21 protein-coding genes and 1 tRNA gene are annotated in these 25,611 nt (G+C 68.1%); 18 read left to right on the top strand and 4 right to left on the bottom strand.

Annotation, left to right across the window (positions count from 1 at the left end; translation table 11 throughout):
- Nucleotides 1-190 precede the first annotated feature (190 nt).
- The gene (locus KIH31_RS05445) at nt 191-691 is read right to left on the bottom strand and encodes a DinB family protein (protein WP_214426058.1); all 501 of its coding nucleotides are present in this window, start codon (nt 689-691) and stop codon (nt 191-193) included.
- A gap of 113 nt (nt 692-804) precedes the next feature.
- Here KIH31_RS05445 and KIH31_RS05440 point away from each other — a divergent pair, with 113 nt between their 5' ends.
- From KIH31_RS05440 to KIH31_RS05420, 5 genes are all read left to right on the top strand, one after another.
- Nucleotides 805-1,716, top strand: a complete 912-nt coding sequence (locus KIH31_RS05440) for a phosphotransferase (RefSeq protein ID WP_214426057.1) — start codon at nt 805-807, stop codon at nt 1,714-1,716.
- Between the two features lie 147 nt (nt 1,717-1,863).
- Complete coding sequence (locus KIH31_RS05435) at nt 1,864-3,120, top strand: acyl-CoA dehydrogenase family protein (RefSeq protein WP_214426056.1); 1,257 nt, start codon at nt 1,864-1,866, stop codon at nt 3,118-3,120.
- Nucleotides 3,121-3,190: 70 nt separating this feature from the next.
- Nucleotides 3,191-4,393, top strand: a complete 1,203-nt coding sequence (locus KIH31_RS05430) for an acetyl-CoA C-acyltransferase (RefSeq protein ID WP_214426055.1) — start codon at nt 3,191-3,193, stop codon at nt 4,391-4,393.
- Nucleotides 4,390-5,949, top strand: a complete 1,560-nt coding sequence (locus tag KIH31_RS05425; RefSeq protein WP_214426054.1) for a long-chain fatty acid--CoA ligase — start codon at nt 4,390-4,392, stop codon at nt 5,947-5,949. Before KIH31_RS05430 ends, KIH31_RS05425 begins: the two co-directional genes overlap by 4 nt.
- A complete protein-coding gene (locus KIH31_RS05420; protein WP_214426053.1) occupies nt 5,939-6,631 on the top strand; it encodes a TetR/AcrR family transcriptional regulator in 693 nt (230 codons plus the stop codon). The genes KIH31_RS05425 and KIH31_RS05420 overlap by 11 nt, the downstream gene beginning before the upstream one ends.
- Here the strand turns inward: KIH31_RS05420 and KIH31_RS05415 are convergent.
- Entirely contained in the window at nt 6,606-7,250 is a 645-nt protein-coding gene (locus tag KIH31_RS05415; RefSeq protein WP_214426052.1) for a TIGR03085 family metal-binding protein, read from the bottom strand. The two genes, KIH31_RS05420 and KIH31_RS05415, sit on opposite strands and share 26 nt — an antisense overlap.
- 100 nt (nt 7,251-7,350) lie before the next feature.
- Between KIH31_RS05415 and hisI the strand changes: the two genes are divergently transcribed.
- The 11 genes from hisI to pyk all read left to right on the top strand — a co-directional run bounded on the left by hisI (nt 7,351) and on the right by pyk (nt 22,419).
- Complete coding sequence (hisI, locus tag KIH31_RS05410) at nt 7,351-7,809, top strand: phosphoribosyl-AMP cyclohydrolase (protein WP_214426051.1); 459 nt, start codon at nt 7,351-7,353, stop codon at nt 7,807-7,809.
- Nucleotides 7,809-9,386: an anthranilate synthase component I gene (locus KIH31_RS05405; protein WP_214426050.1), complete on the top strand. Its 1,578-nt coding sequence runs from the start codon at nt 7,809-7,811 to the stop codon at nt 9,384-9,386. Before hisI ends, KIH31_RS05405 begins: the two co-directional genes overlap by 1 nt.
- Nucleotides 9,379-10,038, top strand: a complete 660-nt coding sequence (locus tag KIH31_RS05400; protein WP_214426049.1) for a Trp biosynthesis-associated membrane protein — start codon at nt 9,379-9,381, stop codon at nt 10,036-10,038. The genes KIH31_RS05405 and KIH31_RS05400 overlap by 8 nt, the downstream gene beginning before the upstream one ends.
- A 41-nt stretch (nt 10,039-10,079) precedes the next feature.
- The gene (locus KIH31_RS05395; protein WP_214426048.1) at nt 10,080-10,364 is read left to right on the top strand and encodes an HGxxPAAW family protein; all 285 of its coding nucleotides are present in this window, start codon (nt 10,080-10,082) and stop codon (nt 10,362-10,364) included.
- Between the two features lie 2 nt (nt 10,365-10,366).
- Nucleotides 10,367-11,188, top strand: a complete 822-nt coding sequence (gene trpC, locus KIH31_RS05390) for an indole-3-glycerol phosphate synthase TrpC (RefSeq protein WP_214426047.1) — start codon at nt 10,367-10,369, stop codon at nt 11,186-11,188.
- Between the two features lie 89 nt (nt 11,189-11,277).
- Nucleotides 11,278-12,612, top strand: a complete 1,335-nt coding sequence (gene trpB / locus KIH31_RS05385; RefSeq protein WP_214426046.1) for a tryptophan synthase subunit beta — start codon at nt 11,278-11,280, stop codon at nt 12,610-12,612.
- Nucleotides 12,609-13,433, top strand: a complete 825-nt coding sequence (gene trpA, locus KIH31_RS05380; protein ID WP_307857551.1) for a tryptophan synthase subunit alpha — start codon at nt 12,609-12,611, stop codon at nt 13,431-13,433. Before trpB ends, trpA begins: the two co-directional genes overlap by 4 nt.
- Nucleotides 13,430-14,467, top strand: a complete 1,038-nt coding sequence (gene lgt, locus KIH31_RS05375) for a prolipoprotein diacylglyceryl transferase (RefSeq protein ID WP_214426044.1) — start codon at nt 13,430-13,432, stop codon at nt 14,465-14,467. The genes trpA and lgt overlap by 4 nt, the downstream gene beginning before the upstream one ends.
- 278 nt (nt 14,468-14,745) lie before the next feature.
- Nucleotides 14,746-19,341: a glutamate synthase large subunit gene (gene gltB, locus KIH31_RS05370; protein WP_214426043.1), complete on the top strand. Its 4,596-nt coding sequence runs from the start codon at nt 14,746-14,748 to the stop codon at nt 19,339-19,341.
- A complete protein-coding gene (locus tag KIH31_RS05365; RefSeq protein ID WP_214426042.1) occupies nt 19,334-20,791 on the top strand; it encodes a glutamate synthase subunit beta in 1,458 nt (485 codons plus the stop codon). The genes gltB and KIH31_RS05365 overlap by 8 nt, the downstream gene beginning before the upstream one ends.
- Nucleotides 20,792-20,856: 65 nt before the next feature.
- Complete coding sequence (gene pyk / locus KIH31_RS05360) at nt 20,857-22,419, top strand: pyruvate kinase (protein ID WP_214426041.1); 1,563 nt, start codon at nt 20,857-20,859, stop codon at nt 22,417-22,419.
- An 87-nt stretch (nt 22,420-22,506) separates the two neighbouring features.
- Here pyk and KIH31_RS05355 read toward each other — a convergent pair whose 3' ends face one another.
- Nucleotides 22,507-23,112 carry an ANTAR domain-containing response regulator gene (locus KIH31_RS05355; RefSeq protein ID WP_214426040.1) on the bottom strand — a complete coding sequence of 202 codons (606 nt, stop codon included), beginning with the start codon at nt 23,110-23,112 and terminating at the stop codon, nt 22,507-22,509.
- A 164-nt stretch (nt 23,113-23,276) separates the two neighbouring features.
- Here KIH31_RS05355 and KIH31_RS05350 point away from each other — a divergent pair.
- Nucleotides 23,277-23,358 (top strand) — tRNA-Leu (locus tag KIH31_RS05350).
- A gap of 87 nt (nt 23,359-23,445) precedes the next feature.
- Entirely contained in the window at nt 23,446-24,240 is a 795-nt protein-coding gene (locus KIH31_RS05345; protein ID WP_214426039.1) for a LysR substrate-binding domain-containing protein, read from the top strand.
- Between the two features lie 15 nt (nt 24,241-24,255).
- Here KIH31_RS05345 and KIH31_RS05340 read toward each other — a convergent pair whose 3' ends face one another.
- Nucleotides 24,256-25,083 carry a hypothetical protein gene (locus KIH31_RS05340; protein WP_214426038.1) on the bottom strand — a complete coding sequence of 276 codons (828 nt, stop codon included), beginning with the start codon at nt 25,081-25,083 and terminating at the stop codon, nt 24,256-24,258.
- Nucleotides 25,084-25,611: the final 528 nt, after the last annotated feature.

Raw genomic sequence — 25,611 nt, 5'->3', positions numbered from 1 at the left:
GCAGGCGGCGGAACGGTAAGGACCTCCATGGCCTCACTCTTCCACCTGCCACCGACAATTCCGGTGGGGCAATCCGCCGGCCCGGCGACAGAACTGGCCCGAGGCGGAACCGGCCCGCGGCGGAACAGCCAGGCGGCGGGAGAGCCCCGGCGGAACTGGCCCGCAGCGGACAATCCGCCGTTCCCGGGGGTCAGTCCTCCCTGTGGTCTCCGGTCCGTCCGTCGATCAGTTCGCGGATGATGTCGACGTGGCCGGCGTGGCGGGCGGTTTCCTCGACCATGTGGATCAGCACCCATCGCAGGGAGACTGTCTCGCCGGACCACGCCGTTCCGGTGTCGTCCAAACCACGTCCGGCAATGACCTCGTCGGAGCTTGTCCGTGCGCGCCGGTAGAACGCGAGAATGTCGGCCATGGTCTCATCGGGCTGGACCCGAAGGTCGGCCTCCTCGTCCTCGTCGTCGAAGGGCAGTTGCTCCGTCGGGTGCCCGAAGGTCGTACAGAACCAGCCGTACTCGACCGCCGCAAGGTGCTTCACCAAGCCGAGCAGACTGGTTCCGGAGGGCACCATCGGCCGGCGGGCGGCCGCGTCGTCAAGCCCTTCGAGCTTCCAGATCACCGCCTCGCGGTGTCGGTCGAGGCTGGCCTGCAGGCTCGCCTTCTCGTCGCCGGTAAGCGGGACACGCTGGCCCATGGCTGATCTCCTTTGGTCGGGCGGCTGGCCGGAGGAGCGGGATCACCGGCATCAGGCGATCGTAATACCCGCAATGGTGCCCGTAGGGTCAAGACATGGGAACGGAACAGACAATGCGTCTAGTCGCCGAGTGGGCGGCGGCACGCCTCGGCGCAGGTCGCCTCGAAGCGGTGGCGCCAGCGGCCGGGGGAGAGATGTCCTCGCTCTTCCGGTACGACCGGCAGGTCGGAGCGGCAGCCGTCAAGGTGCGGGGAGATTCCGTCCGACGCGTCGACCATTGCCTCCAGGCTCAACGCGTTGCGGCGGCAGCCGGTTTCCCTTGCGCCCGCCCCCTGACCGGGGCGGAACGCCTGGATGGGGGTCTGGTGGTCTCCGCGGAAGAATGGCGCCCGGGCGGCGAGATCCTCAGGGGCGACCACGCCGAGCCCGCGCGCCGCTCGGGCCAGCTCCTCGGCGACCTGCTGGCAGTGCTGGAGGCTCAGGCCGTTGAAGGTTTCGACCCGCCTCCGCCATGGATGCACTGGAATCCGTCCGGCGGTAGCCTGTGGGCGCCCAATCCGTCCATCGACGGGATGGACCAGGCGCGCGTCCCGGAGACGACTCACATCCTCGCCCGCCGGGTATCCGCGCGTCTGGCGCAGTGCTCGCTGCCCAAAGTCCTCGGCCATGGCGACTGGGAGGCGCAGAACATTCGGTGGCAGGACGGCCGTGCCCTGGCTGTGCACGACTGGGACAGCCTTGTCGCGCTTCCCGAGGCGGCGATCGTCGGGGCTGCCTCCGGGGCCTTCGCCAGCGCCGAGACCCCTACGTTGGCGCCAATTCCCGGTTCGGCGGCCTTCATTCGTTCCTATGAGCAGGCGCGGGGCCGGACGTTCACGGACGAGGAGAGCGAGGTGGCATGCGCTGCGAGTCTGTGGCCGGCCCTGCACAACGCCCGTGGCGAATACCTTGTCCAGTCACGCCCCGTTGCCGCGTCGGCCGTGATGGACCAGGCGGAGGAGCGTCTGCGGCTCGCCGGCGCCTGAGCCACCACCACGGCACCGCCCGTGACGGACCGCCGTCCCGGTGAAACTCCGTATCTTGACACGGAACTGAGTTTCACGAGAGGGTTGACCTGATGTGGCCGGCGCCACACTTCAGTCCGGTGCCGGCGTGAGCTAAGGAATGCGCGCATGACAGAGACGTCCCTGCCCTCGGAGACCCTGCCCGGGCTCCTCCCCGAGGCATTTCCCGCCGGCACGGTGGAGCCGGAGTACGAACTTACGCAGGCGCTCGATGCGGACCCGTGCGCCGTCTTCGAGACGTTGAACGCAGAGGATCGCGCCTATTGGGACCGCGCCCGTACTTTCGTCCAGGACGAAGTCCTTCCGGTCATCGACGGATACTGGGACAAGGCGGACTACCCGCTGCACCTGCTTCGCCGTCTCGGTGAGCTGGACCTGCTGCGCGACGGCGTCGACGTCGACGGCTTCGCCCCGATGAGCACGATGGCCGCGGGCCTGGTGAACATGGAGATCAGCCGCGGGGACGGCTCGGTTGGAACCATGATCGCCGTCCAGGGAGGCCTGGCGCTGCGCTCGATCGCCGAATGCGGCTCCGACGAGCAGAAGCAGCGGTGGCTGGGCCCGGTGGCACGCGGCGAGGAATTCGCTGCCTTTGCCCTCACCGAACCCACCCACGGCTCGGACTCGGTCGCGCTCGAAACCACGGCAACGGCAGTGGACGGCGGCTTCCTGCTCAACGGCGAGAAGAAGTGGATCGGCAACGGGTCGATCGGCGGTCTGAGCATTGTCTGGGCCCGCGGGGAGGACGGCCAGGTGCACGGGTTCCTGGTGCCCCAGGATTCATCCGGGTACACAGCCGCGACGATCGAGGGCAAGCTCGCTCTGCGCGCAATCTGGCAGGCGCACATCCGGCTGGAGGACGTCTTCGTCCCGCACGAGCGTGTGCTTCCCGGGGCGCGGAGCTTCAAGGATACGGCGCGCGTCCTGCTCGCCACCCGTCTCAGCGTCGCCTGGGCTGCGGTCGGCCACGCCACGGCCTGCTACGAGACGGCCGTGCAGTATGCCGGACAGCGCCGGCAGTTCGGCCGCCCGCTCGCGGCGTCCCAGATCGTCCAGGAACGGCTGGCGCGAATGCAGAGCGAACTGGCAACGATGCAGCTGATGGCCGTCCAGATGACGCGCCTGGACGAAGCCGGAGCCCTGACTCCCGCGCAGGCGTCCCTGGCCAAGTACACCTGCACCCGGACAGCGCGGGCGGTTGCAGCCAACGCCCGCGACCTGCTCGGCGGCAACGGCATCCTTTTTGCCAACCGGGTGGCCCGGCACTTCGCCGACATCGAGGCCCTGCACACCTATGAGGGCACCGAGACCATGCAGGCGCTGATCATCGGCCGCTCCATCACCGGCGTCTCGGCGTTCGCCTGAGACCCAAGCCGGACCCGTTTCACGCTTCTCCTACCGCACGCAACACCAGCAACCCCGAAAGGGCATTTCCATGAGCCAAGACGCCAACACCCCCGTCATCCTCGGCGGTGCCCGCACCCCGTTCGGCCGCTTCCGAGGCGCCCTGTCCGCCTTCTCGGCCCCGGAGCTGGGTGCCCACGCGATCAAGGCCGCTTTGGAACGCACCGGTCTCGCGGCGGACAAGGTCGACGCCGTCATCGTCGGCCAGGTGGTCCAGGCCGGCTCCGGACAGGGACCGGCCCGCCAGGCGAGCCTGGCTGCCGGCATCGGCTGGGATGTTCCCACGGTGACGATCAACAAGCTCTGCCTCTCGGGACTCACTGCCGTCATTGATGCTGCGCGCATGATCCGGGCCGGGGAAGCGGACTTCATCGTCGCGGGTGGCCAGGAGTCGATGACGAATGCCCCGCACCTGGTCCCGGGCCTCCGGGCCGGCGTCGCGATCGGTGACGCCCCGATGCTCGACTCCCTGAACAAGGACGGCCTCCAGGATCCAATCAGCGGTGAACTGATGGGCTCCGCCACGGATGCGGGGAACGCGCGCCGCGGGATCGGCCGCACCGAGCAGGACGCCGTCGCCGCGCGCTCGCACCAGCGGGCCGAAGCCGCCCAGGCAGCAGGGCTCTTTGACAACGAGATTGCCCCGATCGAGGTACCGCAGCGCAAGGGCCCGGCGGTCAGCCTCGGCGCGGATGAGGGCATCCGGCCCGGCACCACGGCGGAATCGCTCTCGCAGCTCCGCCCGGCATTCTCCAAAGAGCAGACAGCAACCATCACGGCCGGCTCCTCCTCGCCGCTTTCCGACGGCGCCGCCGTCGTCGTGGTTGCCAGCAAGGCCGCCGCCGAAGCGGCCGGTTTGTCCTGGATTGCGGAAATCGGCGCCCACGGCCAGACCGCGGGGCCGGACGGATCGCTGCATTCCCAGCCGTCCCGGGCCATCGAGAAGGCGCTTGCCCGTGAGGGCCTCTCCGTGGCGGACCTGGACCTGATTGAGGTCAACGAAGCTTTCGCCTCCGTGCTCATCCAGTCCGCCAAGGACCTGGGTGTGGACGCCGAGGCAGCCAATGCCGAGGGCGGCGCGATCGCGCTCGGCCACCCTGTCGGCGCGTCCGGCGCGCGCCTGGTGCTGCATCAGGCGCTGGCGCTTCAGCGCCGCGGGGGAGGGACCGGCGTCGTGGCCCTGTGCGGGGGCGGCGGGCAGGGCGATGCCCTGATCCTGAAGGGCCGTCCATGACCCCGCACGAACCCCAGCAGGCCTTCGGCACCATCTCGGTTGCTGCCATCCTGGCGGAATCCGCGCGCCGCACCCCGGACGCGACCGCCCTGATCGTCGAGCAGGAGCACGTCAGCTACGGGGACCTGTGGGACCAGACCCGGGCCTACGCCGGTGCGCTGCGCGCCCGCGGCCTTGGCCCGTCCGACCCGGTCGCCGTGCTCATCCCCAATGTGGCGGACTTTGCCCGCGTCTACTTTGCGGTGCTGGCCGTCGGCGGCATTGTCGTTCCGGTCCATGCCCTGCTCAAGGCCCGGGAGATCGAGTACGTCCTGCAGGACAGCGGAGCCAAGCTGCTCATCTGCGCCGACGGGCTGCTCGGCGAGGGCGCCAAGGGGGCCGCCGCGGCAGGGGTCGAGGTCCTGACGGTGATGGCAGCGGCAGGCAGTGACTTCCCCCGGCTGGAGGAGGAAGCGGCGGCCGCCGTGCCCGTGGACACCTACCTGCCCCGGCGTCCCGAGGACACGGCAACCATCCTCTACACCTCCGGGACCACGGGCAGGCCCAAGGGTGCGCTGGGCACGCACTTCGCTCTGGTGGAGCAGACCAACGTCCTGCTGACCAGCACGTTCGACATCCGGCGTGGTGATGTTCTCTTTGGCGGGCTCCCGCTGTTCCACACCTTCGGGCAGACGGTGGTGTTGAACACCGGACTGCGGGCCGGTGCCACCATTGTCATGCTGCCCCGCTTCACCGGGGCGCGGGCGCTGGAACTGATGGTCCGGCACCGGGTGAGCGTCTTCGCGGGCGTCCCCACGATGTACGTGGCCCTGCTCGAGACGGCCAAAACCGCTGCCGAGCTGCCCGAGAGCCTGCGCTACGGCATCTCGGGAGGGGCGTCACTGCCGCTGGCGGTGCTCCACAAGTTCCAGGAAGTCTTCGGCGTGGACATCCACGAGGGGTACGGGCTCACCGAGACCTCGCCCGTCGCGGCCTTCAACCAGGTCGGTGTGCCGCCGCGCCCGGGGACGATCGGCCAGCCGATCTGGGGAGTCGACGTCGAGATTGCCCGGGCGGAGGTGCCGGACCGAATCGAGCTGCTGCCGCGCGGCGAACTGGGGGAGCTGGTCATCCGGGGACACCTCCTGATGAAGGGCTACATCAACCGCCCGGAGGCCACCGCGGAAGCGATCGTCGACGGCTGGTTCCGCACCGGGGACCTGGGAACCAAGGACGAGGACGGCTACCTGCGCGTCGTCGACCGCAAAAAGGACATGATCATCCGCAACGGCTACAACGTCTACCCGCGCGAAGTCGAGGAAATCCTGCTGACCCACCCCGGGGTGGTCAGCGCCGCCGTGTACGGCGTCCCGCACGACGTGCACGGCCAGGAAGTGGCAGCCGCGGTCGTGCTCAGCGACGGTTCCACGACGTCGGCCAAGGAGCTGGTGGATTTTGCGGCCTCCCAGCTGGCCGCATACAAATACCCGCGCCTGGTCCGGGTGCTCCCTGAGCTGCCGCTGGGACCGAGCGGAAAGATCCTCAAGCGGGATCTCATGGAGCACCATGCAGGCTGAGGCGCAGGAGACGGACACGATCGTCTCGCGCTCGATCGAGCTGATGGCCGACCGCGGCTACGAGGCGACCACTGTCGAAACTCTGGCCGACGGCGCCGGGATCAGCCGGAGCACCTTCTTCCGCAAGTTCGGGTCGAAGGACGACCTGGTGTTCGCCGACCACGCCGTGATCCTGGAACGTGCGCGCGGTTTCCTCGCCAACTCCACCGGGGACCCGCTGGCCGTGCTCGCGGACGCCACCTTGCTGATCTTCGGGCACTTCGTCCGGAACCCGCGCACCTCGATTGCCAGGCAGCGGCTGCTCCAGCAGGTGCCGTCACTGCGGGACCGCGAGCTGGTCACTTCGCACCGCTACGAGCGCCTGTTCACCGAGTACCTGCAGGCGGCCCTGCCGGACACGGACCGGCGGGAACTGGGCGCGGTTGCACTCTCGGCCGGAACCGTCGCCATCCACAACGCATTCCTGCGCCGGTGGCTGCGCGCCCCGGACCGGGACCTGTCCGCCGGCCTTGCCCAGGAGCTGCGGAAGCTCTCGGACACCTTCCGGCCGGCGCTCCTGCCCGGCGACGCCGGCCGGGCGCGAACCGGCGTCGTGGTGGCGGTGTTCGGCGAGGATGCCAGCGAAGAACAGATCCTGGAAACGGTGCGCAGCGGAGTTAGAGACCGACTTCGGCGGTCTTGAGCAGGGCGACGGCGTCCGGCTGGCCTTCAAAGGTCACGAGCGCGTGGCTGGTGCGGCCGTGGGCATGCATCAGCAGTTCTCCCGGCTCACCGACGATGGCAACCGAGACGGGCGCGCGCTTGGCCACGTGCCGCGGGCCCGAGGGCCGGACCAGCACGATGCCCAGGTCCACACTGCGGTAGAGGATGGCCGCACGCTTGACCAGCTCGTCCCAGAGCGCATCCGAGTAATCCTCGTCGAGGGCGCGCGGGGCCCAGCGGTCCGTCGCGCGGCGCACGTCCTCGGCGTGCACGAAGAACTCGGTTAGGTTGGCGCTCTCGTCGACGGCGGGAATCTTCAACGGGGACAACGCGGGAGGACCGGCGCGGAACTTGCCCAGCAGCCGCGCATAGGCCTCAGGGGTCGCTGATTCCTGGGCGAGCCGGGCGGTGGCCTTGTCCGAGACTTTGTTGAACGGCTTCAGCAGCAGGCCCAGGCCGACGCCGGCATTGTGCTCCCGCAGGTAAAGGTGCGCTGCGAGCTCCTTGGTGTTCCACCCGGCGCACAGCGTCTCGGAGTCGGGGCCGGCAGCCAGCAGCGTTTCGGCCAGGAATTCGCGGGACGGTTCAACGAAATGCATCACTTGGAAAACTAGCACGGCGGAGCCTTCCGGTGGCAGTGTGAACGGGCGCGTCGGCCTGCGCGCCGCCTGCTCTGCTGCCCGCACTAGAATTGAGGGGATGTCTACCCAATCCTTTGCACCTGTGCCCGGCACAAACGCGCCCGAAATTCTCCCCGCCGACGTCGCGTCGCGCCTGAAGCGGGACAGCGCCGGCCTGGTGGCGGCCGTCATCCAGCAGTACGACACCTCCGAGGTGCTGATGCTCGGCTGGATGGACGACGAAGCGCTCCGGCGCACCCTCAGTTCGGGCCGCGTGACTTTCTATTCGCGGTCCAGGCAGGAGTACTGGCGCAAGGGTGATACCTCCGGCCACCTGCAGTGGGTGAAGTCGGTGGCGCTGGACTGTGACGGCGACGCCCTGCTGATCAAGGTGGACCAGGTCGGCGCCGCCTGCCACACCGGGACCCGCACGTGCTTCGACGGCCGCGACCTTGGCGCCGTCGTCGGCAACCGTGACGAGGAGCCGGCCGCGTCCGCCCCGGTCCCGACGACCGCGTCCACGAAGGAAGGGAACTGATGCAGGACCTCGGAGTGATCAGCCCCACACTGGAGGAGTTCCGCGAGCTCGCCGGCACCCGCCGCGTCATCCCCGTCCGGCTGAAGGTCCTCGCCGACGCGGAGACGCCGATCGGCATCTACCGCAAGCTCGCGAACGGCCAGCCCGGCACGTTCCTGATGGAGTCCGCCGCCGTGGGTGGTGTCTGGTCCCGCTACTCCTTCATCGGCGCCCGGTCCCGCGCCACCCTGACCACCAAGGACGGCGAGGCGCACTGGCTCGGCTCGCCCCCGGTGGGTGTGCCGCTGGACGGCAACCCTGTCGATGCGGTGCGCCGGACCATCGGCACCCTGCGCACCGAGCGCTTCGAGGGCCTGCCGCCCTTCACCTCCGGGCTCGTTGGATTCGTCGGCTGGGAAGCCGTCCGGCACTGGGAGAAGCTCGTGACCCCGCCGGAAGCGGACCTGCCGCTGCCGGAGCTGGCGCTGAACCTGGTCACCGACATGGCCGTGCATGACAACACGGACGGCACTGTGCTGTTGATCGCGAACGCCATCAACTACGACGACAAGGCCGAACGGGTCGACGAAGCGTGGCATGACGCCGTCGGGCGGGTCCGGGACATGCTGGCCAGGCTCACTGCCCCGATGCAGCAGCCCGTTTCCATCCTGAAGAACGACGACGGCGCGGATTTCGCATCGCTGGTCCGGCACCGCTGGGACGAACCCGAGTACCTGAAGGCGATCGACCGCGGGAAGGAAGCCATCGTCGACGGCGAGGTCTTCCAAGTGGTCATTTCCCGCCGGTTCGAGCTGGGGACGCAGTCCTCGCCGCTGGACGTGTACCGGGTGCTGCGCAACCTGAACCCGAGCCCCTATATGTACCTTTTCAGCCTCGAGGACGCAGACGGCCGCGAATACTCGATCGTGGGCTCCTCGCCCGAGTCGCTGGTCACTGTCACGGGCGACGAGGTGATCACCCACCCGATCGCCGGGTCCCGGCCGCGGGGCAGGACTGTCGAACTGGACAAGGCCCTCGCCGAGGAGCTCCTGGCGGATGAGAAGGAACGCGCCGAACACCTCATGCTGGTGGACCTCGCGCGCAACGACATTTCCAAGGTGTGCCTGCCCGGCACGGTGGACGTCACGCAGTTCATGGAGGTGGAGCGGTTCAGCCACATCATGCACCTGGTCTCGACCGTCGTCGGCACCCTGTCGCCGCAGTCCACCGCCTACGACGTGCTGGCGGCGACCTTCCCCGCCGGCACCCTCTCGGGCGCACCGAAGCCGCGCGCCCTGCGGCTGCTCGATGAGCTCGAGCCGCACCGGCGCGGCGTCTACGGCGGCGTCGTCGGCTACCTGGACTTTGCCGGGGACATGGACATGGCGATCGCCATCCGCTCTGCCCTGCTTCGCGACGGTACGGCCTACGTCCAGGCCGGGGGAGGGATCGTGGCCGACTCCGTGCCGGAAACCGAGGCCCAGGAGACGGTGAACAAGGCCGCGGCACCGCTGCGCGCGGTCCATCTGGCCGCTTCACTCGCGCCCATCACCGCCGAGAGCCTTGGCCAGGCCGAGGAGGTCCGCGTCCATGACTGATCCGGCAGCTCAAGCACCGGCGGCGGAGAACACCGTCGTGTCCCGTTCGACGTCGCTGCCGGTCTGGCAGCGCAAGTCCTTGATCGTGCTGGCAACCCTGGTCCTCGCGGCTGTCGTCTTCGGGACCACCACCCAAACGTGGATCACCGTCAAGCTCGCGCCGACGGGGGTGCAGACCGCGGACCTGCATGTGCAGGGCAGCAAGGCGGCAACAGCGGTCACGGCCCTCGCGCTGGTGTCCCTGGCCGGCGCCCTGGCCGCGTCCATCGCCGGAAGGGTCGCCCGCGTCATCGCCGCGGTCATCGTCTTCCTTGGCGCGGCCGGCATTATCGTCGCGGCAGCCGCCGTCCTCGCGGATCCGCGCGCGGCCGCCGCGGGAGCCATATCCTCTGCCACCGGCGTGACCGGCGCCTCGGCCGCGGCCACCCTGACGGCGTTCCCGGCGGTGGCGCTGGCCGCCGCCGTGCTCCTGGCGCTGGCCGGCCTGCTGATCATCGTCGCGGGGCGGCGCTGGAGTTCGCGCACCAAGTATGACGCCGCCGCGGCCCGCGCCCAGGCAAACGGCGAGGCGACGGCCGCCGCGGACGACGATGTCGTGGACGAAATCGACGGCTGGGACGAGCTGTCGCGTGGAAATGATCCAACGAAATAGTGGCAGAATGAAGGCAGTATCAATCGTGAGGGAGATTCACCATGAGCAATGACACCACGACCGGGACCACGCAGGAGTCCCACCTTGCGGCAGGGGTTACGCAAGAGGCAGCAGACCTCGGCCACGGCAACAGCCCGGCCGCCTGGACCTGCGTTGTCGTGATGCTTGTGGGCGCCCTCGTTTCCTCCTTCGCTTTCGCTTGGGCCAACGCCACCCTGTTCTGGGGCGGCGTCATCGTGATGGCCATCGGGCTGCTGCTCGGCTGGGGCATGAAGCGTGCCGGCTACGGCGTCGGCGGGTCGAAACTGAAGAACAACGGACACTAAAGGTGACCGTTCTCGACGACATCATCGTTGGGGTCACCGAAGACCTTGAAGCCCGCAAGCGGGCCACCTCCCTGGACGAACTCCGCGAAAGGATTGCCGGGCAGGTTCCTGCCCGCGATGCCTACGCCGCCCTTGGCGGACTGGACGAGCCGCGCACCACGCTCAAAGTGATCGCTGAGGTCAAGCGCCGCAGCCCCTCGAAGGGTGACCTCGCGGCCATCGCCGACCCGGCGGAACTGGCAGCCCAGTACGCCGACGGCGGGGCCGCGGTGATCTCGGTCCTGACCGAGCAGCGCCGCTTCGGCGGCACGCTCGCGGACCTCGACGCCGTACGGGCCCGGGTCCAGGTGCCGGTGTTGCGCAAGGATTTCACCGTGGATCCCTACCAGATCTTCGAGGCCCGCGCCCACGGCGCCGACCTGGTGCTGCTGATCGTGGCCGCTCTTTCGGACGCACAGCTGGCTGAGTACAGCGCGCTCACCGCGGAGCTGGGCATGAACGCGCTGGTGGAGACCCACACGACCGGGGAGATCGAGCGCGCCGTCGCCGCCGGGGCGAAGATCATCGGCGTGAACGTGCGCAACCTCAAGACGCTCGACGTCGACCGTTCGATCTTCGGCGAACTCGCGGGATCAATTCCGGCCGGCCCGGTGGTGGTGGCTGAGTCAGGTGTCCGCGGCCCCGCCGACGTCGAGTACTACGCCGCCAGCGGCGCGAACGCGATCCTGGTCGGCGAAGCGCTGGTCAGCGATGCTTCCCCGCGCGAGCGGATCGCGGAATTCACCGCGGCCGGCGCCGGCGCCATCGCGGCCCGCACGCACTAGACGCACCGGCTCCGGCGAATGCCGGCGCACGGCTTTATCCGAGGCCGGGCGGGTTCCCGCCCGGCACAATACGAAGGACGGTGGGACTGATGGTGGATTCACCCTCGGTAACCTCGGGAACGAATGACGAAACAGCGGGCCCTGCCGAGGCATTCCTGGAGGGCAAGGAAAGCCTGCGGCATGCCTCCGGCCCTTACTTCGGCCCGTACGGTGGCCGTTGGATGCCCGAATCGCTGATCGCTGCGCTGGACGAACTCGAGGACACCTTCGAGAAGGCCAAGGCGGATCCGGAGTTCATCGCCCAAATCGCTGACCTTAACAAGAACTACTCGGGCCGCCCGTCGCTGCTCACCGAAGCCAAGCGCTTCTCGCAGCACGCCGGGGGAGTGCGGATCTTCCTCAAGCGCGAGGACCTGAACCACACCGGCTCGCACAAGATCAACAACGTGCTCGGGCAGGCGCTGCTGGCGAAGCGGATGGGTAAGACCCGCGTGATCGCCGAGACCGGCGCCGGCCAGCACGGAGTAGCGAGCGCGACGGCGGCTGCCCTGCTGGGCCTGGAATGCGTGGTCTACATGGGCGCGGAGGACACCCGCCGGCAGGCGCTGAACGTGGCGCGCATGAAGCTCCTCGGCGCTGAAGTGGTCCCCGTCACCAACGGTTCGCAGACCCTCAAGGACGCCATCAATGACGCGTTGCGCGACTGGGTGGCGAACGTGGACACCACACACTACCTGCTCGGAACTGCCGCCGGGGCCCACCCCTTCCCGGCGATGGTCCGCTACTTCCACGAGGTCATCGGTGAAGAAGCCCGCGCCCAGGTGCTGGAACAGACCGGCAAGCTGCCGGACGCCGTTTGCGCCTGCATCGGCGGCGGCTCCAACGCGATCGGCATCTTCCACGGCTTCCTCGACGACCCCTCGGTGAAGCTCTACGGCTTCGAAGCAGGCGGCGAGGGCGTCGAGTCCGGCCGCCACGCGGCCACCATCACCCTCGGCCGCCCCGGCGTGTTGCACGGAGCCCGCAGCTACCTGATGCAGGACGAAGACGGCCAGACGGTGGAGTCCCACTCCATCTCCGCCGGCCTGGACTACCCCGGTGTCGGGCCCGAACACGCATACCTCGCCGACATCGGCCGGGTCAGCTACGAGCCGATCACGGACGCCGAGGCCATGGACGCCTTCCGGCTGCTCTGCCGGACCGAGGGCATCATCCCGGCCATCGAGTCCTCGCACGCACTGGCCGGCGCCATCAAGGTGGGTCAGCGCATGGCCGCCGAACGCGGGGACGTCTCGGACGCCGTCGTGATTGTGAACCTCTCCGGCCGCGGCGACAAGGACGTGGCGACCGCCGCGGAATGGTTCGACCTGCTGGACGACAACAGCGCCGAAGCAGAAATCGGCAAGGAAGGCGAACAGCTGTGACCGGAACCGAGCAGAGCACTGGCTCCAAGGCGGCCGCCGCCATCGACCGCGCGCGAGCCCAGGGCCGTGCTGCCCTGATCGGCTACCTGCCGGCTGGCTACCCCTCCGTGCAGGCGACGATTGACGCCGGCATCGCGATGGCCCGCAACGGCGCCGACCTCATCGAGATCGGCATCCCGTACTCCGACCCTGTCATGGACGGCTCGGTCATCCAGGCCGCCACGACACAGGCCATCGCGGACGGCTTCCGCGTCGCCAGCGTGTTCGACGTCGTCGCCGGCATCACCGCCGCCACCGACGCCGCCGTGCTCGTCATGACCTACTGGAACCCTGTCGTGCGGCTCGGCGTGGACGACTTCGCGCGCCGGCTGGCCGAGGCCGGGGGAGCCGGGCTGATCACGCCGGACCTGATCCCGGACGAAGCCGCCGACTGGATGGAAGCCTCGGACAAGTACGGTCTGGACAGGGTCTTCCTCGTGGCGCCCTCCTCCACTCCGCAGCGCCTGGCCAGCACCGTCGCCGCGAGCCGCGGCTTCGTCTACGCCGTGTCCATCATGGGCGTGACCGGCGCCCGGACGGCGGTCAGCAACGTGGCCGAGAAGCTCGTCGCGGACACCCGCGCCGCGGGCGCTGAGCGTGTCTGCGTGGGCCTGGGCGTTTCGAACGCGGACCACGTGCGGGAAATCGCCGCCTACGCGGACGGCGTGATTGTCGGCACGGCCCTGGTCGCCGCGATCCGCGACGGCGGGGTGCCTGCCGTGGCAGCACTGACCAAGGAACTGTCCTCCGGGCTTGCCCCGGCCGCCAAGGGCGGCGCATGAACTTCGGCCGCTTCGCCGCAGCCGTTCCGCTGAGCATTCCGAGCCCCGGCTGGTCCGGGTTCGACCTCGGACCGGTCAGGATCCACGCGTACGCGCTGTGCATCCTGCTCGGCATTGTGGCTGCCATCGCGCTCACCCAGGTGCGCTGGAAGCGCCGCGGAGGCCCCGAAGGCTCAATTTGGGACATCGCCATCTGGGCCATCCCGTTCGGCATCATCGGCGGCCGGCTCTACCACGTCGTGTCCTCCCCGGATGCCTACTTCGGCCCTGGTTTCGACGGCACCGGTGACCTGTCCCTGATCCCGCAGATCTGGCGCGGCGGCCTGGGCATCTGGGGCGCCGTCCTGCTCGGCGCCGTCGGGGCGTGGATCGGCTGCCGGCGGGCCGGCGTCAAGCTCAGCGCGTTCATGGACGCGGCGGCTCCCGGCCTGCTGCTGGCGCAGGCGATCGGCCGGTGGGGCAACTACTTCAACCAGGAACTCTTCGGCGGCCCCACCACGCTGCCATGGGGCCTGCGGATCGATCCTTCGAACCCGAACTTTCCGCCCGGGTTTCCGGCCGACACGCTGTTCCACCCGACGTTCCTGTACGAGTCGCTGTGGAGCCTGGCCGGCGTCGGCATCCTGCTGCTGCTGGACCGCCGTTTCACCTTCACCCGCGGCCGCCTGTTCTGGCTCTACGCGATGTACTACACGCTCGGACGGGTGTGGATTGAGGCCCTGCGCATCGACGACGCCGAGCAGGTCAGCCTTTTCGGGCTCACCACGAGGCTGAACGTCTGGACCAGCATCCTGGTCTTCGTTGCCTCCGCCGCGGTGTTCATCGTGCTCAGCGTCAGGGCCGGGAGCGGCCGCGCGGAGGACGGGGGCGCGGGCCCGGACGAGGGCCGTAGCGTCTACCTCGACGAGGCGGACGATCCTTCGAAAGTCCGGGGGTCGGACCCTGCTGTCTCGGATGCTGGCGTGCGTGGTACCCTCCTTGATAACCAAAAGGGCAGCCTCAAAACTGCCGAACCGGACACGGAAGCCACGTAGCGCACCGGACCGGACACTCGGGCTCGACAAGCGGGTTACCTCCCGCCTCGTGCCGCGCCACGATGACGTGGCGAACGCCGGATAAGGGAGCGGAACGAAAGCGGTTCCGCGGCCCCTCGGCGATGGCATCGGGGGGACGGTTACGATCCTTGAACCGCGCCCGGCTGCCATAGAATTTCCGTCAGTGACACATCGCGACGGCAGCTTCGCCTGCCGGGACGACGTGGGGCCAGCGTTGTCCCCTCCGTAAGCTCCAACTGGAGGAAGGACCCATCTCCATGACTCTCAGCTCTGCCGGCACCGATCCGACGCGCGGAGTCCCGTCGCCGTTCCAGCGGTTCGCGGCTCTTCCTTCGGCGCAGGGTCTCTACAACCCGGAAGAGGAAAGCGACGCCTGCGGCCTGGCCATCGTTGCGACCCTCCGCGGTGAGCCCGGCCACGACATCGTCGACGCCGCCCTCACCGCGCTGCGCAACCTTGAGCACCGCGGCGCCGTCGGCGCCGACGAAGGCACCGGTGACGGCGCCGGGCTGCTGACCCAGGTCCCCGACGAGTTCTTCCGTGCGGTCACCGACTTTCCGCTCCCCGCTGCCGGCAAGTACGCCGTGGGCACCGCCTTCCTGCCCGCCGAGGCCGGCGAGGCAGAGGTGGCCAAGGCCGGCCTCGAGTCGCTCGCCGCGGACGAGGGCCTGACCGTCCTCGGCTGGCGCGAAGTGCCCGTCGTGGCGGATCTGGTCGGTTCGATGGCCCGGGCCTGCATGCCGCACTTCGTGCAGCTGTTCCTGGCCGAGGACGGACAGCGGGCTTCCGGCACGCTGGACGCCAAGGCGTTCCGGGTGCGCAAGCGCGCGCAGAACAAGTTCGGCGTGTACTTCCCCTCGCTGTCCTCCAAGACCATGGTCTACAAGGGCATGCTCACGACGGCGCAGCTGGAGCCGTTCTACCCGGATCTGTCCGACAGCCGGTTCAAGACCAAGCTGGGCATCGTCCACTCGCGCTTCTCCACCAACACGTTCCCCTCCTGGCCGCTGGCCCAGCCGTTCCGCACCATTGCCCACAACGGCGAGATCAACACGGTCAAGGGCAACCGGAACTGGATGCGCGCCCGGCAGTCGCAGCTCTCGCACCCGCTGCTCGGGGATTCGCCGGAGGAACTGTTCCCGATCTGCACACCGGGAGCCTCGGACTCGGCGTCCTTCGACGAGGTCGCCGAGCTGCTCATGCTCGCCGGCCGGCCGATCACCCACGCGATCATGATGATGATCCCGGAGGCGTGGGAGAACCACGCCACGATGGACCCCGCCCGCCGGGCCTTCTACGAATACCACTCGCTGCTCATGGAACCGTGGGACGGCCCCGCAGCCGTCTCCTTCACCGACGGCACACTGGTCGGCGCCACGCTGGACCGCAACGGCCTGCGCCCCGGACGCTACTGGATCACCGAGGACGGCCTGGTCATCTTCGCCTCCGAGGTCGGCGTCATCGACGTCGAGCCCGCCAAGGTGGTCAAGAAGGGCCGCGTCTCGCCGGGCAAGATGTTCCTGGTGGACACCGCCGAAGGCCGGATCATCGGCGATGAGGAAATCAAGGCCGAGATGGCCGCCGCCAACCCGTGGGGCGAATGGGTCAAGGACAACCTGATCGAGCTCGAAAGCCTGCCCGAGCGCGAGCACGTCGTGCACACGCGCGCCTCCGTCAACCACCGGCAGCGCACCTTCGGCTACACGCAGGAGGAACTGCGCATCCTGATCGGCCCGATGGCCCGCACCGGCGCCGAGCCGCTGGGCGCGATGGGCTCGGACACGCCGATCGCCGTGCTCTCCAAGCGGCCCCGGCTGCTTTTCGACTACTTCGTGCAGTCCTTCGCGCAGGTCACCAACCCGCCGCTGGACTCCATCCGGGAGGAGCTCGTCACCTCGCTGCGCTGCTCCATCGGCCCGAACGGCAACCTGCTGGACACCGGCCTGGTCCGCAAGCCGCAGGTTTCGCTGCCCTTCCCGGTGATCAACAACGACCAGTTGGCCAAGATCGCCAACATCGAAACCCCGGACGGGGAGCGCAAGGCCATCAAGGTCCGCGGCCTGTACCGGCCCGACGGGGGCGAGTCGTCGCTGCGCGCCCGTCTGGCCGAGATCAGCGAGCAGGTCTCCGGCGCGATCAACCGCGGCGTCGAGTACGTGGTGCTCTCGGACCGTGACTCCAACGCCCAGTGGGCCCCGATCCCGTCGCTGCTGCTGGTCAGTGCGGTGCACCACCACCTGCTCCGCAGCGCCAACCGCACCAAGATCGCCCTCGTCGTCGAAGCCGGCGACGTGCGCGAAGTGCACCACGTCGCGCTGCTGATCGGCTACGGCGCCTCCGCTGTGAACCCGTACCTGGCGATGGAATCCGTCGAGGAACTCATCCGCAACGGCGACCTGCCCGGCGTCAGCCCCGAAGACGGCGTGTACAACCTGATCAAGGGCCTGGGCAAGGGTGTCCTGAAGATCATGTCCAAGATGGGCATCTCCACCGTCGCGTCCTACTGCGGCGCCCAGACCTTCGAGGCCCTGGGCCTGTCCCAGGACCTGGTGGATGAATTCTTCTCCGGCACCCACTCCCAGCTCGGCGGCGTCGGCCTCGATGTCCTCGCGGCCGAAGTCGCTGCCCGGCACGCCATGGCCTACCCGGAGGACGGCATCGAGTCTGCCCACCGGCCGCTGCTCAACGGCGGCGAGTACCAGTGGCGCCGCGAAGGCGAGCCGCACCTGTTCAACCCGGAGACGGTGTTCCGGCTGCAGCACTCCACCCGTGAGCGCCGCTACGACATCTTCAAGGCGTACACCAACGGCGTGGACGACCAGTCGCGGAACCTGATGACGCTGCGCGGGCTGCTGAAGTTCAAGAACGGCGCCCGCCCGGCCATTTCCATCGACGAGGTGGAGCCGGTCTCGAGCATCGTCAAGCGCTTCAGCACCGGCGCGATGAGCTACGGCTCCATCTCCAAGGAAGCGCACGAGACGCTCGCCATCGCCATGAACCAACTCGGCGGCAAGTCCAACACGGGTGAAGGCGGCGAGGACGTCGATCGGCTCCTGGACCCCAGGCGCCGCTCCGCGGTGAAGCAGGTTGCCTCCGGGCGCTTCGGTGTCACCAGCCTCTACCTGACCAACGCGGACGACATCCAGATCAAGATGGCCCAGGGCGCCAAGCCCGGCGAGGGCGGCCAGCTAATGAGCCAGAAGGTCTACCCGTGGGTGGCCCGGACCCGGCACTCCACCCCCGGCGTCGGGCTGATCTCACCGCCCCCGCACCACGACATCTACTCGATCGAGGACCTCGCGCAGCTGATCTACGACTGCAAGCGCGCCAACCCCTCAGCCCGGGTGCATGTCAAGCTCGTCTCCGAGGTCGGCATCGGCACGGTGGCGGCCGGCGTGACAAAGGCCAAGGCCGACGTCGTGCTGGTTTCCGGGCACGACGGCGGCACCGGCGCGAGCCCGCTGAACTCGCTCAAGCACGCCGGCGTCCCCTGGGAACTCGGCCTCGCCGAGACGCAGCAGACGCTCATGCTCAACGGGCTGCGCGACCGTGTGGTCGTGCAGGTGGACGGCCAGCTCAAGACCGGACGCGACGTCGTCATCGCCGCCCTGCTGGGCGCCGAGGAGTTCGGTTTCGCGACCGCGCCGCTGGTGGTCTCCGGCTGCATCATGATGCGCGTCTGCCACCTCGACACCTGCCCCGTGGGCGTGGCCACGCAGAACCCCGAGCTGCGCTCCCGGTTCTCCGGCAAGCCCGAGTTCGTGGTCAACTTCTTCGAGTTCCTGGCCGAGGAAGTCCGCGAGATCCTGGCCGAGCTCGGCTTCCGCAGCATCGAGGAGGCCATCGGCCACGCCGAGATGCTCGACAGCCGCGAAGCGATCAGCCACTGGAAGGCCGAAGGGCTGGACCTGGACCCGATCCTGCACGGCCTGGACTTCGACGCCGACGCTCCGCTGCGCAACCTGGTGCCGCAGGACCACGGGCTGGACAAGCACTTCGACCAGCAGCTGATCACGCTCAGCGCCGAGGCGCTCAGCGACCGCGAGCCGGTGCGCATCTCCGTCAACGTGGTCAACACCGACCGTTCCGTCGGCACCATGCTCGGCCACGAGGTGACCAAGCGCTTCGGGGTGGAAACCCTCGCGGCGGACACCATCGACATCACGCTCACCGGCCAGGCCGGCCAGTCGCTCGGGGCCTTCCTGCCCGCGGGCATCACGCTGCGCCTGTTCGGGGACTCCAACGACTACGTCGGCAAGGGCCTCTCCGGCGGCCGGATCATCGTGCGCCCGGACCGGACCAACGTGTTCCCGGCCGAGCGCAACGTGATCGCGGGCAACGTGATCGGCTACGGCGCCACCAGCGGCGAGCTGTTCCTGCGCGGACAGGTGGGGGAGCGGTTCCTGGTCCGCAACTCCGGCGCCACCGCCGTCGTCGAGGGCATCGGTGACCACGGCTGCGAGTACATGACCGGCGGCCAGACCCTGATCATCGGCCGCACCGGCCGGAACTTCGGCGCCGGCATGTCCGGCGGCACGGCCTACGTGCTGGACCTGGACCCGGCCCGGGTGAACAAGCAGAGCCTGGATTCGGGCGAACTCCAGCTCCTGGAGCTCGACGCCGAGGACCGCGACATCGTGCACGCGCTGCTCACCCGACACCGGGAGGAAACGGACTCCGCCGTCGCCGCCCGCCTGCTCAACGATTTCGAAGACGCCGTGGCGCGCATCACCAAGGTGCTGCCGCGCGACTACGCCGCCGTGCTGCAGACCCGGCTGGCGGCCATCGAAGAGGGGCTCGACCCCGACGGCGAAGAAGTGTGGTCTCGGATTTTGGAGGTTACCGGTGGCTGATCCACGCGGATTCCTGAAGGTACGTCAGCGCGAGACCCAGCCCCGCCGGCCCGTGCCGGTGCGCATCATGGACTGGAAAGAGGTCTACGAGGCGCAGGAGGAGGGCACGCTCAAGGCGCAGGCCGGGCGTTGCATGGACTGCGGCATCCCGTTCTGCCACCAGGGCTGCCCGCTGGGCAACCTGATCCCGGAGTGGAACGACCTGGTCTGGCGCGGCAAGATGGACGAAGCCAGCGAGCGGCTGCACGCCACGAACAACTTCCCGGAGTTCACCGGCAAGCTGTGCCCGGCCCCCTGCGAGGCGTCCTGCGTGCTGGGCATCAACCAGCCTGCCGTCACGATCAAGCAGGTCGAGGTCTCGATCGCCGAGACCGCCTTCGGCAACGGCTGGATCGAGCCGCTGCCGCCGGCGCGCCTGACCGGCAAAACCGTCGCCGTCGTCGGCTCCGGCCCCGCCGGGCTCGCTGTCGCCCAGCAGCTGACCCGCGTGGGCCACACCGTCGCGGTGTACGAGCGGGATGACCGCATCGGCGGCCTGCTGCGCTACGGCATCCCCGACTTCAAGATGGAGAAGGAAGTCCTGGACCGCCGCCTGGAGCAGATGAAGGCCGAGGGCACCCGCTTTCGTGCCGGCGTCGAGATCGGCAGGGATGTCAGCTGGGAGCAGCTGCGCCGACGCTACGATGCCGTCGTCATCTCCACCGGAGCCACCCTGCCGCGGGACCTGCCGATCCCGGGCCGGGAGCTCGAGGGCGTGCACTTCGCCATGGACTACCTCGTGCAGGCCAACCGCGTGGTGGCCGGCGAGCAGGTGGAGAACCAGATCCACGCTGAGGGCAAGCATGTGGTGATCCTCGGCGGCGGCGACACCGGCGCGGACTGCCTGGGCACTGCGCACCGCCAGCGCGCAGCCTCGGTGACCACTCTCGCCATCGGCAAGCAGCCGCCGGCGGAGCGTGCCGCGCACCAGCCGTGGCCGACGTTCCCGACGCTGTTCGAGGTGGCCAGTGCGCACGAAGAGGGCGGGGAGCGCACCTATCTTGCCTCGACCGTCGAGTTCGTGGGGGAGAACGGCGTACTGAAGGCGATCAAGGTCGCCGAAACCGAGTTTGTCGACGGCAAGCGCCTGCCGAAGGCCGGCACCGAACGGGAGATCCCCGCGGACCTGGTCTTCCTGTCACTGGGCTTCACCGGCCCCGAGCCGGCCGGCATCACCGACCAGGTGCGCGCCGAGTTCGACAACCGCGGCAATGTCGCCCGCGACGGCTACTACATGACGAACACCGAGGGGGTGTTCGTGGCCGGGGACGCCGGGCGCGGGCAGTCGTTGATCGTCTGGGCCATCGCGGAGGGCCGCGCCTGCGCGGCCGCCGTGGACAAGCACCTCATGGGGCACACCATCCTTCCCGCTCCGGTGGCGCCCACCGACCGCGCCATCGCCGTGCTCTGACCCGGGCACCGGGAATTCACCGGCCGGACAACTTCAATAAAGCCCACTACAACTAGGCTAGGTATATGAGACGCGCAAAAATCGTTGCTACTTTCGGGCCGGCAATCGCCAGCTACGAAAACACACTGGCTGTCCTGAAGGCGGGTGTCGACGTCGCCCGTATGAACATGAGCCACGGCGACTACAGTGTGCACGACAACACCTATGAGAATGTCCGCAAGGCTGCGGACGAGCTTGGCAAGGCCGTTGGCATCATGGCCGACCTGCAGGGCCCGAAGATCCGGCTCGGCCGCTTCGTCGACGGACCCCACGACCTGGCCGAGGGTGACATCTTCACCATCACCACCGAGGACGTCCCGGGCACCAAGGACATCTGCTCCACCACGCTCAAGAGCCTGACCGACGACGTCAACGTCGGCGACACCCTGCTCATCGACGACGGCAAGGTCGCCCTGCGCGCCACCGCCGTCGACGCCGTCAAGGTCACCGCCGTCGTCACCGTTCCGGGCACCGTGTCCAACAACAAGGGCATCAACCTCCCCGGCGTGGCCGTCAACGTGCCCGCGCTGAGCGAGAAGGACCAGGACGACCTGCGCTGGGCCCTGCGCCGCGGCGTGGACATGGTGGCCCTGTCCTTCGTGCGGGACGCGTCGGACATCAACCGCGTGCACCAGATCATGGACGAGGAGGGCCGGCGCGTTCCGGTCATCGCCAAGATCGAGAAGCCGCAGGCTGTCGCGCAGCTGCACGAGATCATCGACGCGTTCGACGCCATCATGGTGGCCCGCGGCGACCTCGGCGTGGAGCTGCCGCTGGAAGAGGTTCCGATCGTGCAGAAGCGGGCCGTCGAGCTCGCCCGCCGCTGGGCCAAGCCGGTCATCGTCGCCACCCAGGTCCTCGAGTCCATGATCGACAACCCGCGTCCGACCCGCGCCGAGGCGTCCGACTGCGCCAACGCTGTGCTCGACGGCGCGGATGCCGTTATGCTCTCCGGTGAGACGAGCGTGGGCAAGTTCCCGATCGACACCGTGAAGACCATGGCACGGATCATCGAATCCACCGAGGAGCACGGCCTGGAGCGCGTGCCCCCGCTGGGCACCAAGCCCAAGACCCGCGGCGGCGCCATCACCCGCGCGGCCGTGGAGATCGCGGACCAGCTGGACGTGAAGTACATTGCGACGTTCACGCAGTCCGGTGACTCGGCACGCCGCCTGTCCCGCCTGCGGCCGCTGAAGCCGGTGTTCGCCTTCACCCCGATCGAGCAGGTCCGCAACCAGCTGGCGCTCACCTGGGGCATCCAGCCGATCCTGGTGGACATGGTGGACCACACCGACGCCATGACCGCCCAGGTGGACCGCGAGCTTCTTGAGCGCGGCCTCGTGCAGAACGACGACCTCGTCGTCATCGCTGCCGGTTCGCCTCCCGGACAGGTCGGCTCGACCAACTCCTTGAAGGTCCACAAGGTCGGGGACCTGTCCGATACCGCGCACAGTGGCAAGGTCAACAAGGAGAAGCTCGGCCCGTGGCCGGAAAAGAAGAAGAAGACCCGCTCGGTGGGTGACACCCCGTCGGTGGCCGAAAGCGCCAGCGCCGGTGAGGTTGCCTCGGGCGAGGCGCCGGTTTCCTAGGCTCTTCCAGACCAAGGGAGCGGCCCCGCAGTTTTCGACTGCGGGGCCGCTCCCTTGGTCTGATGCCGGTTGGCTGGCTGGCAGGCCCTAGTTGACCTGGTTGATGATGGTCTCGGCGACTTCGCGCATGCTCAGGCGGCGGTCCATCGAGGTCTTCTGGATCCAGCGGAACGCCTCGGGTTCGGTCAGACCCATCTTGGTGGTCAGCAGGCTCTTCGCACGCTCCACGAGCTTACGGGTGGCGAACTGTTCCTGCAGGTCCGAGACCTCGTTCTCGAGGGCCTTAATCTCCTCGTGGCGGGACAGCGCGATCTCCAGGGCGGGCACCAGGTCCGCCGGGGTGAAGGGCTTGACCACGTAGGCCATGGCGCCGGCGTCGCGGGCGCGCTCGACCAGTTCCTTCTGGCTGAACGCCGTCAGCAGCACCACCGGGGCGATGCGTGCCTTGACGATCTTCTCCGCGGCGGAGATGCCGTCCATGACCGGCATCTTGACGTCCATGAGCACCAGGTCAGGCTTGAGCTCCTCGGCCAGCTGGACGGCCTTTTCGCCGTTGTCAGCCTCGGCGACGACGTCGTAGCCCTCTTCCTTCAGGATCTCGATGATGTCGAGGCGGATCAGCGTCTCGTCCTCAGCGACAATCACGCGGCGAGCAGGGGTGTTCTCTGCGATCGGCTCCGTTTTCTCTGACACGGTTGCTCCTTGACGACGATCCGAAGCACAAGCTCCGGAGGGGATGTACAGCCGCGAACGCGGGTTCACAGAAACAGCCTATCGGCATGTAGAGTGGTTTCGCGCAACGGTCCGGATTCCTGCGGTGTGATCATCATCGCAAGCGGGACCGGTTGAGCACGCTGGCCCGAGTGGCGGAATTGGCAGACGCGCCGCACTCAAAATGCGGTATCGAAAGGTGTGTGGGTTCGAGTCCCACCTCGGGCACAATGCATGCGCAGGTCAAGGACCTGTTTCCTCGTTAGGTGTTGACAAAACCGCGGAATGTGTTGACAGCGGCGTAACGTTTTCTGTGTGGCCAGCATTCGCAAACGCACCAAAAAGGACGGTTCATCGTCCTACATGGTGCTGTGGCGGGACCCGAAGAGCCGCGAGCAACAAGGCCTCACAGTCGCTAGCCTCACCGAGGAACTGCATTTTGGCAGGGCCGCGAAACGCTTGTGCGTTGCGCAACCGACCCTGAGTCGCCAAATCCAGACGCTGGTGGCCCAAATTGGTGTACGGCTCCTGACAAGAGGACCGCGTGGGGGCGCCCTGACCGACGCGGGGCGCGAACTCCATGAGGAGGGCGACCGGCTGCTCGAACAAAGCATGCGGACCGTCGACCGGGCGCGCCGAGCTGGGCGGGGTGAACTAGGCCACGTCTCTGTCGGTTTTATTGGCTCCGCTGTGGGCTTGGCGGTAGGCACGGTCGCGAGGATGCGCGTTAGGTACCCTGAGGTTTCCTTTTCCCTTGCTGAAAGACCTTTTCGCGATCCTCTGGCAGGACCGGACGCAGGGGAGGACGACCTCGTCTTGGTGCGCAATATGATCGCGAACGATGTGTTTGAACTGGTTGACCTAGCCAATGATGAATCGTGTCTAGTCGTCCCCACCGACCATCGGCTAGCCGCCCAGACCGGAGTTACACGGGCTGAATTGGAGCGCCTTGGTGACGAAGTCTTCCTTTCGACCAGCAGATGGATGGGCCTTTGGGGTTTCCAGCCGCGTCGGATGGATGAAGTCGCCAGCACCCAGGCAACACTGCGCCTTATTGCGTCCGGTGTCGGCATTTCACTCATGCCATCCGGTTACGAGTCGCAGGCCTGACCTAGCTGTACTGAGTCAGGACGTTGGTTGCATCGTGAATAGGTGAGGACCTCTTAGGTTGGTGGTTACCACACAGCCAACGATTAAGAGGTCCTCATGTCCCACGGTAATGCCCGCCTTACTCCGAACGGTAGGCGGATCATCCCCGGCGCGCAGATCCCCGGACCCGTCCTGCGGCGGGGTCGCATCCGTCTGAACCCAGGTATCGCCGGACACCGCGCTGGACCAGCTCGGATCGACAGTCACCGGATAGCTTGTCGACGGATCGGACAGGAACGAGGCGGGCGGGGTGAGCACCAGCACCGGGGTGTTTCCGGTCTTCTCAATGCGTGCGTCCACCGGCGCCTGATGGGAGTTCAGGCCTGAATGCTCGTCTTTGTGCGTATCCCACATCATCGGGCGGGGAGCGAAGAACACGATCCTGCCGCGCATGTCCGTGACATTGATGGCCCCGGTCTTGGCGACCTGCACCTGCGGGCCGGGGCTGAGGGTCAGCGGGAACCGGAGCTCGAGCCTGGACTGCGGCGGCCGCGCGAGTGTCACCGTGTGTGAGAAGCCGTACCGGGTGGCCTCGACTGTGATGTCGGCGGGCTTGCTGCCCTGCAGGGACGCGGACGCGGCGGGCGCCGCGTAGACAGCCTTCCTGCCACGCAGTTCCGGCTTCGGCAGCGTCCCTTCCCAGCCCAGCGACAAACGCGCTGACCGGCCCGCGGAGTCCTTTCCCTTCGGCTGCGCCAGATCCGATACCCCTTTCGCGAGGGCCTTGCCGTCGGAGAGCAACAGGTCAGGGCCGCCGGCCGTCGGAGCGACCCCGCCGTTCGTGAACGTCAGGTCCGGGTTCACGTCCTCCCACGTGCCGCCGGGCGTGCGGGTGAACTTCGGTCAGCTGTAGCAATCCAGGGTCCAGATCGAATCCGGGTTGGCGAGAACACGTGTCGACTCGGTCCGCTGCGACAGGTCCTCCACCGGCTTGCCCGTGGACCGAGCCGTCAACGCCGCCGACATTGAGAACTCCGGCATCCTCAACAGAGTTGAAACACATCACCCGTGCAGCCGGGACGCCTCCGAGCCCCTACCGCGGGACAGACATCTGGGCTCAGAAAAACAGCAACCCCGGGGCTCCTGACCATGAACAATGTCAGGTTGGGGTGTGCCCTAATCGGGCGCCGGAAAGTAGGCGCCTGAATAGTTGCGGGCCTCAATGTCGCTGACCGGTTGAATCGTGGCAGCCGAGGCGCAATGGGGCTGATGAACCAGGGCCAAAGATCCGTCGGGTAGAGAAGTCAGAAGGAGGTGGATCGGGACGGTAAGGGACCCAGTACTCGCGTTGCGAGGTGGGCCCCTTACCGTAATTTGGTGTGGATTTAGCGG

It is taken from the genome of Paenarthrobacter sp. DKR-5, assembly GCF_018531425.1.
Classification (GTDB): Bacteria; Actinomycetota; Actinomycetes; order Actinomycetales; family Micrococcaceae; genus DKR-5.
The sequence above is the reverse complement of the archived record's forward strand: the minus strand, read 5'-3'. Positions and strand labels throughout refer to the sequence as shown.

Excerpts from the sequence above, each read along its gene's own strand:
- trpB (WP_214426046.1), top strand. The coding sequence starts at position 11,278 with ATGGTGGATTCACCCTCGGTAACCTCGGGAACGAATGACGAAACAGCG.
- KIH31_RS05425 (WP_214426054.1), top strand. The coding sequence starts at position 4,390 with ATGACCCCGCACGAACCCCAGCAGGCCTTCGGCACCATCTCGGTTGCT.
- pyk (WP_214426041.1), top strand. The coding sequence starts at position 20,857 with ATGAGACGCGCAAAAATCGTTGCTACTTTCGGGCCGGCAATCGCCAGC.
- KIH31_RS05415 (WP_214426052.1), bottom strand. The coding sequence starts at position 7,250 with ATGCATTTCGTTGAACCGTCCCGCGAATTCCTGGCCGAAACGCTGCTG.
- KIH31_RS05395 (WP_214426048.1), top strand. The coding sequence starts at position 10,080 with ATGAGCAATGACACCACGACCGGGACCACGCAGGAGTCCCACCTTGCG.
- lgt (WP_214426044.1), top strand. The coding sequence starts at position 13,430 with ATGAACTTCGGCCGCTTCGCCGCAGCCGTTCCGCTGAGCATTCCGAGC.
- KIH31_RS05405 (WP_214426050.1), top strand. The coding sequence starts at position 7,809 with ATGCAGGACCTCGGAGTGATCAGCCCCACACTGGAGGAGTTCCGCGAG.
- KIH31_RS05445 (WP_214426058.1), bottom strand. The coding sequence starts at position 691 with ATGGGCCAGCGTGTCCCGCTTACCGGCGACGAGAAGGCGAGCCTGCAG.
- KIH31_RS05435 (WP_214426056.1), top strand. The coding sequence starts at position 1,864 with ATGACAGAGACGTCCCTGCCCTCGGAGACCCTGCCCGGGCTCCTCCCC.
- KIH31_RS05430 (WP_214426055.1), top strand. The coding sequence starts at position 3,191 with ATGAGCCAAGACGCCAACACCCCCGTCATCCTCGGCGGTGCCCGCACC.
- gltB (WP_214426043.1), top strand. The coding sequence starts at position 14,746 with ATGACTCTCAGCTCTGCCGGCACCGATCCGACGCGCGGAGTCCCGTCG.
- KIH31_RS05400 (WP_214426049.1), top strand. The coding sequence starts at position 9,379 with ATGACTGATCCGGCAGCTCAAGCACCGGCGGCGGAGAACACCGTCGTG.
- hisI (WP_214426051.1), top strand. The coding sequence starts at position 7,351 with ATGTCTACCCAATCCTTTGCACCTGTGCCCGGCACAAACGCGCCCGAA.
- KIH31_RS05420 (WP_214426053.1), top strand. The coding sequence starts at position 5,939 with ATGCAGGCTGAGGCGCAGGAGACGGACACGATCGTCTCGCGCTCGATC.
- KIH31_RS05440 (WP_214426057.1), top strand. The coding sequence starts at position 805 with ATGCGTCTAGTCGCCGAGTGGGCGGCGGCACGCCTCGGCGCAGGTCGC.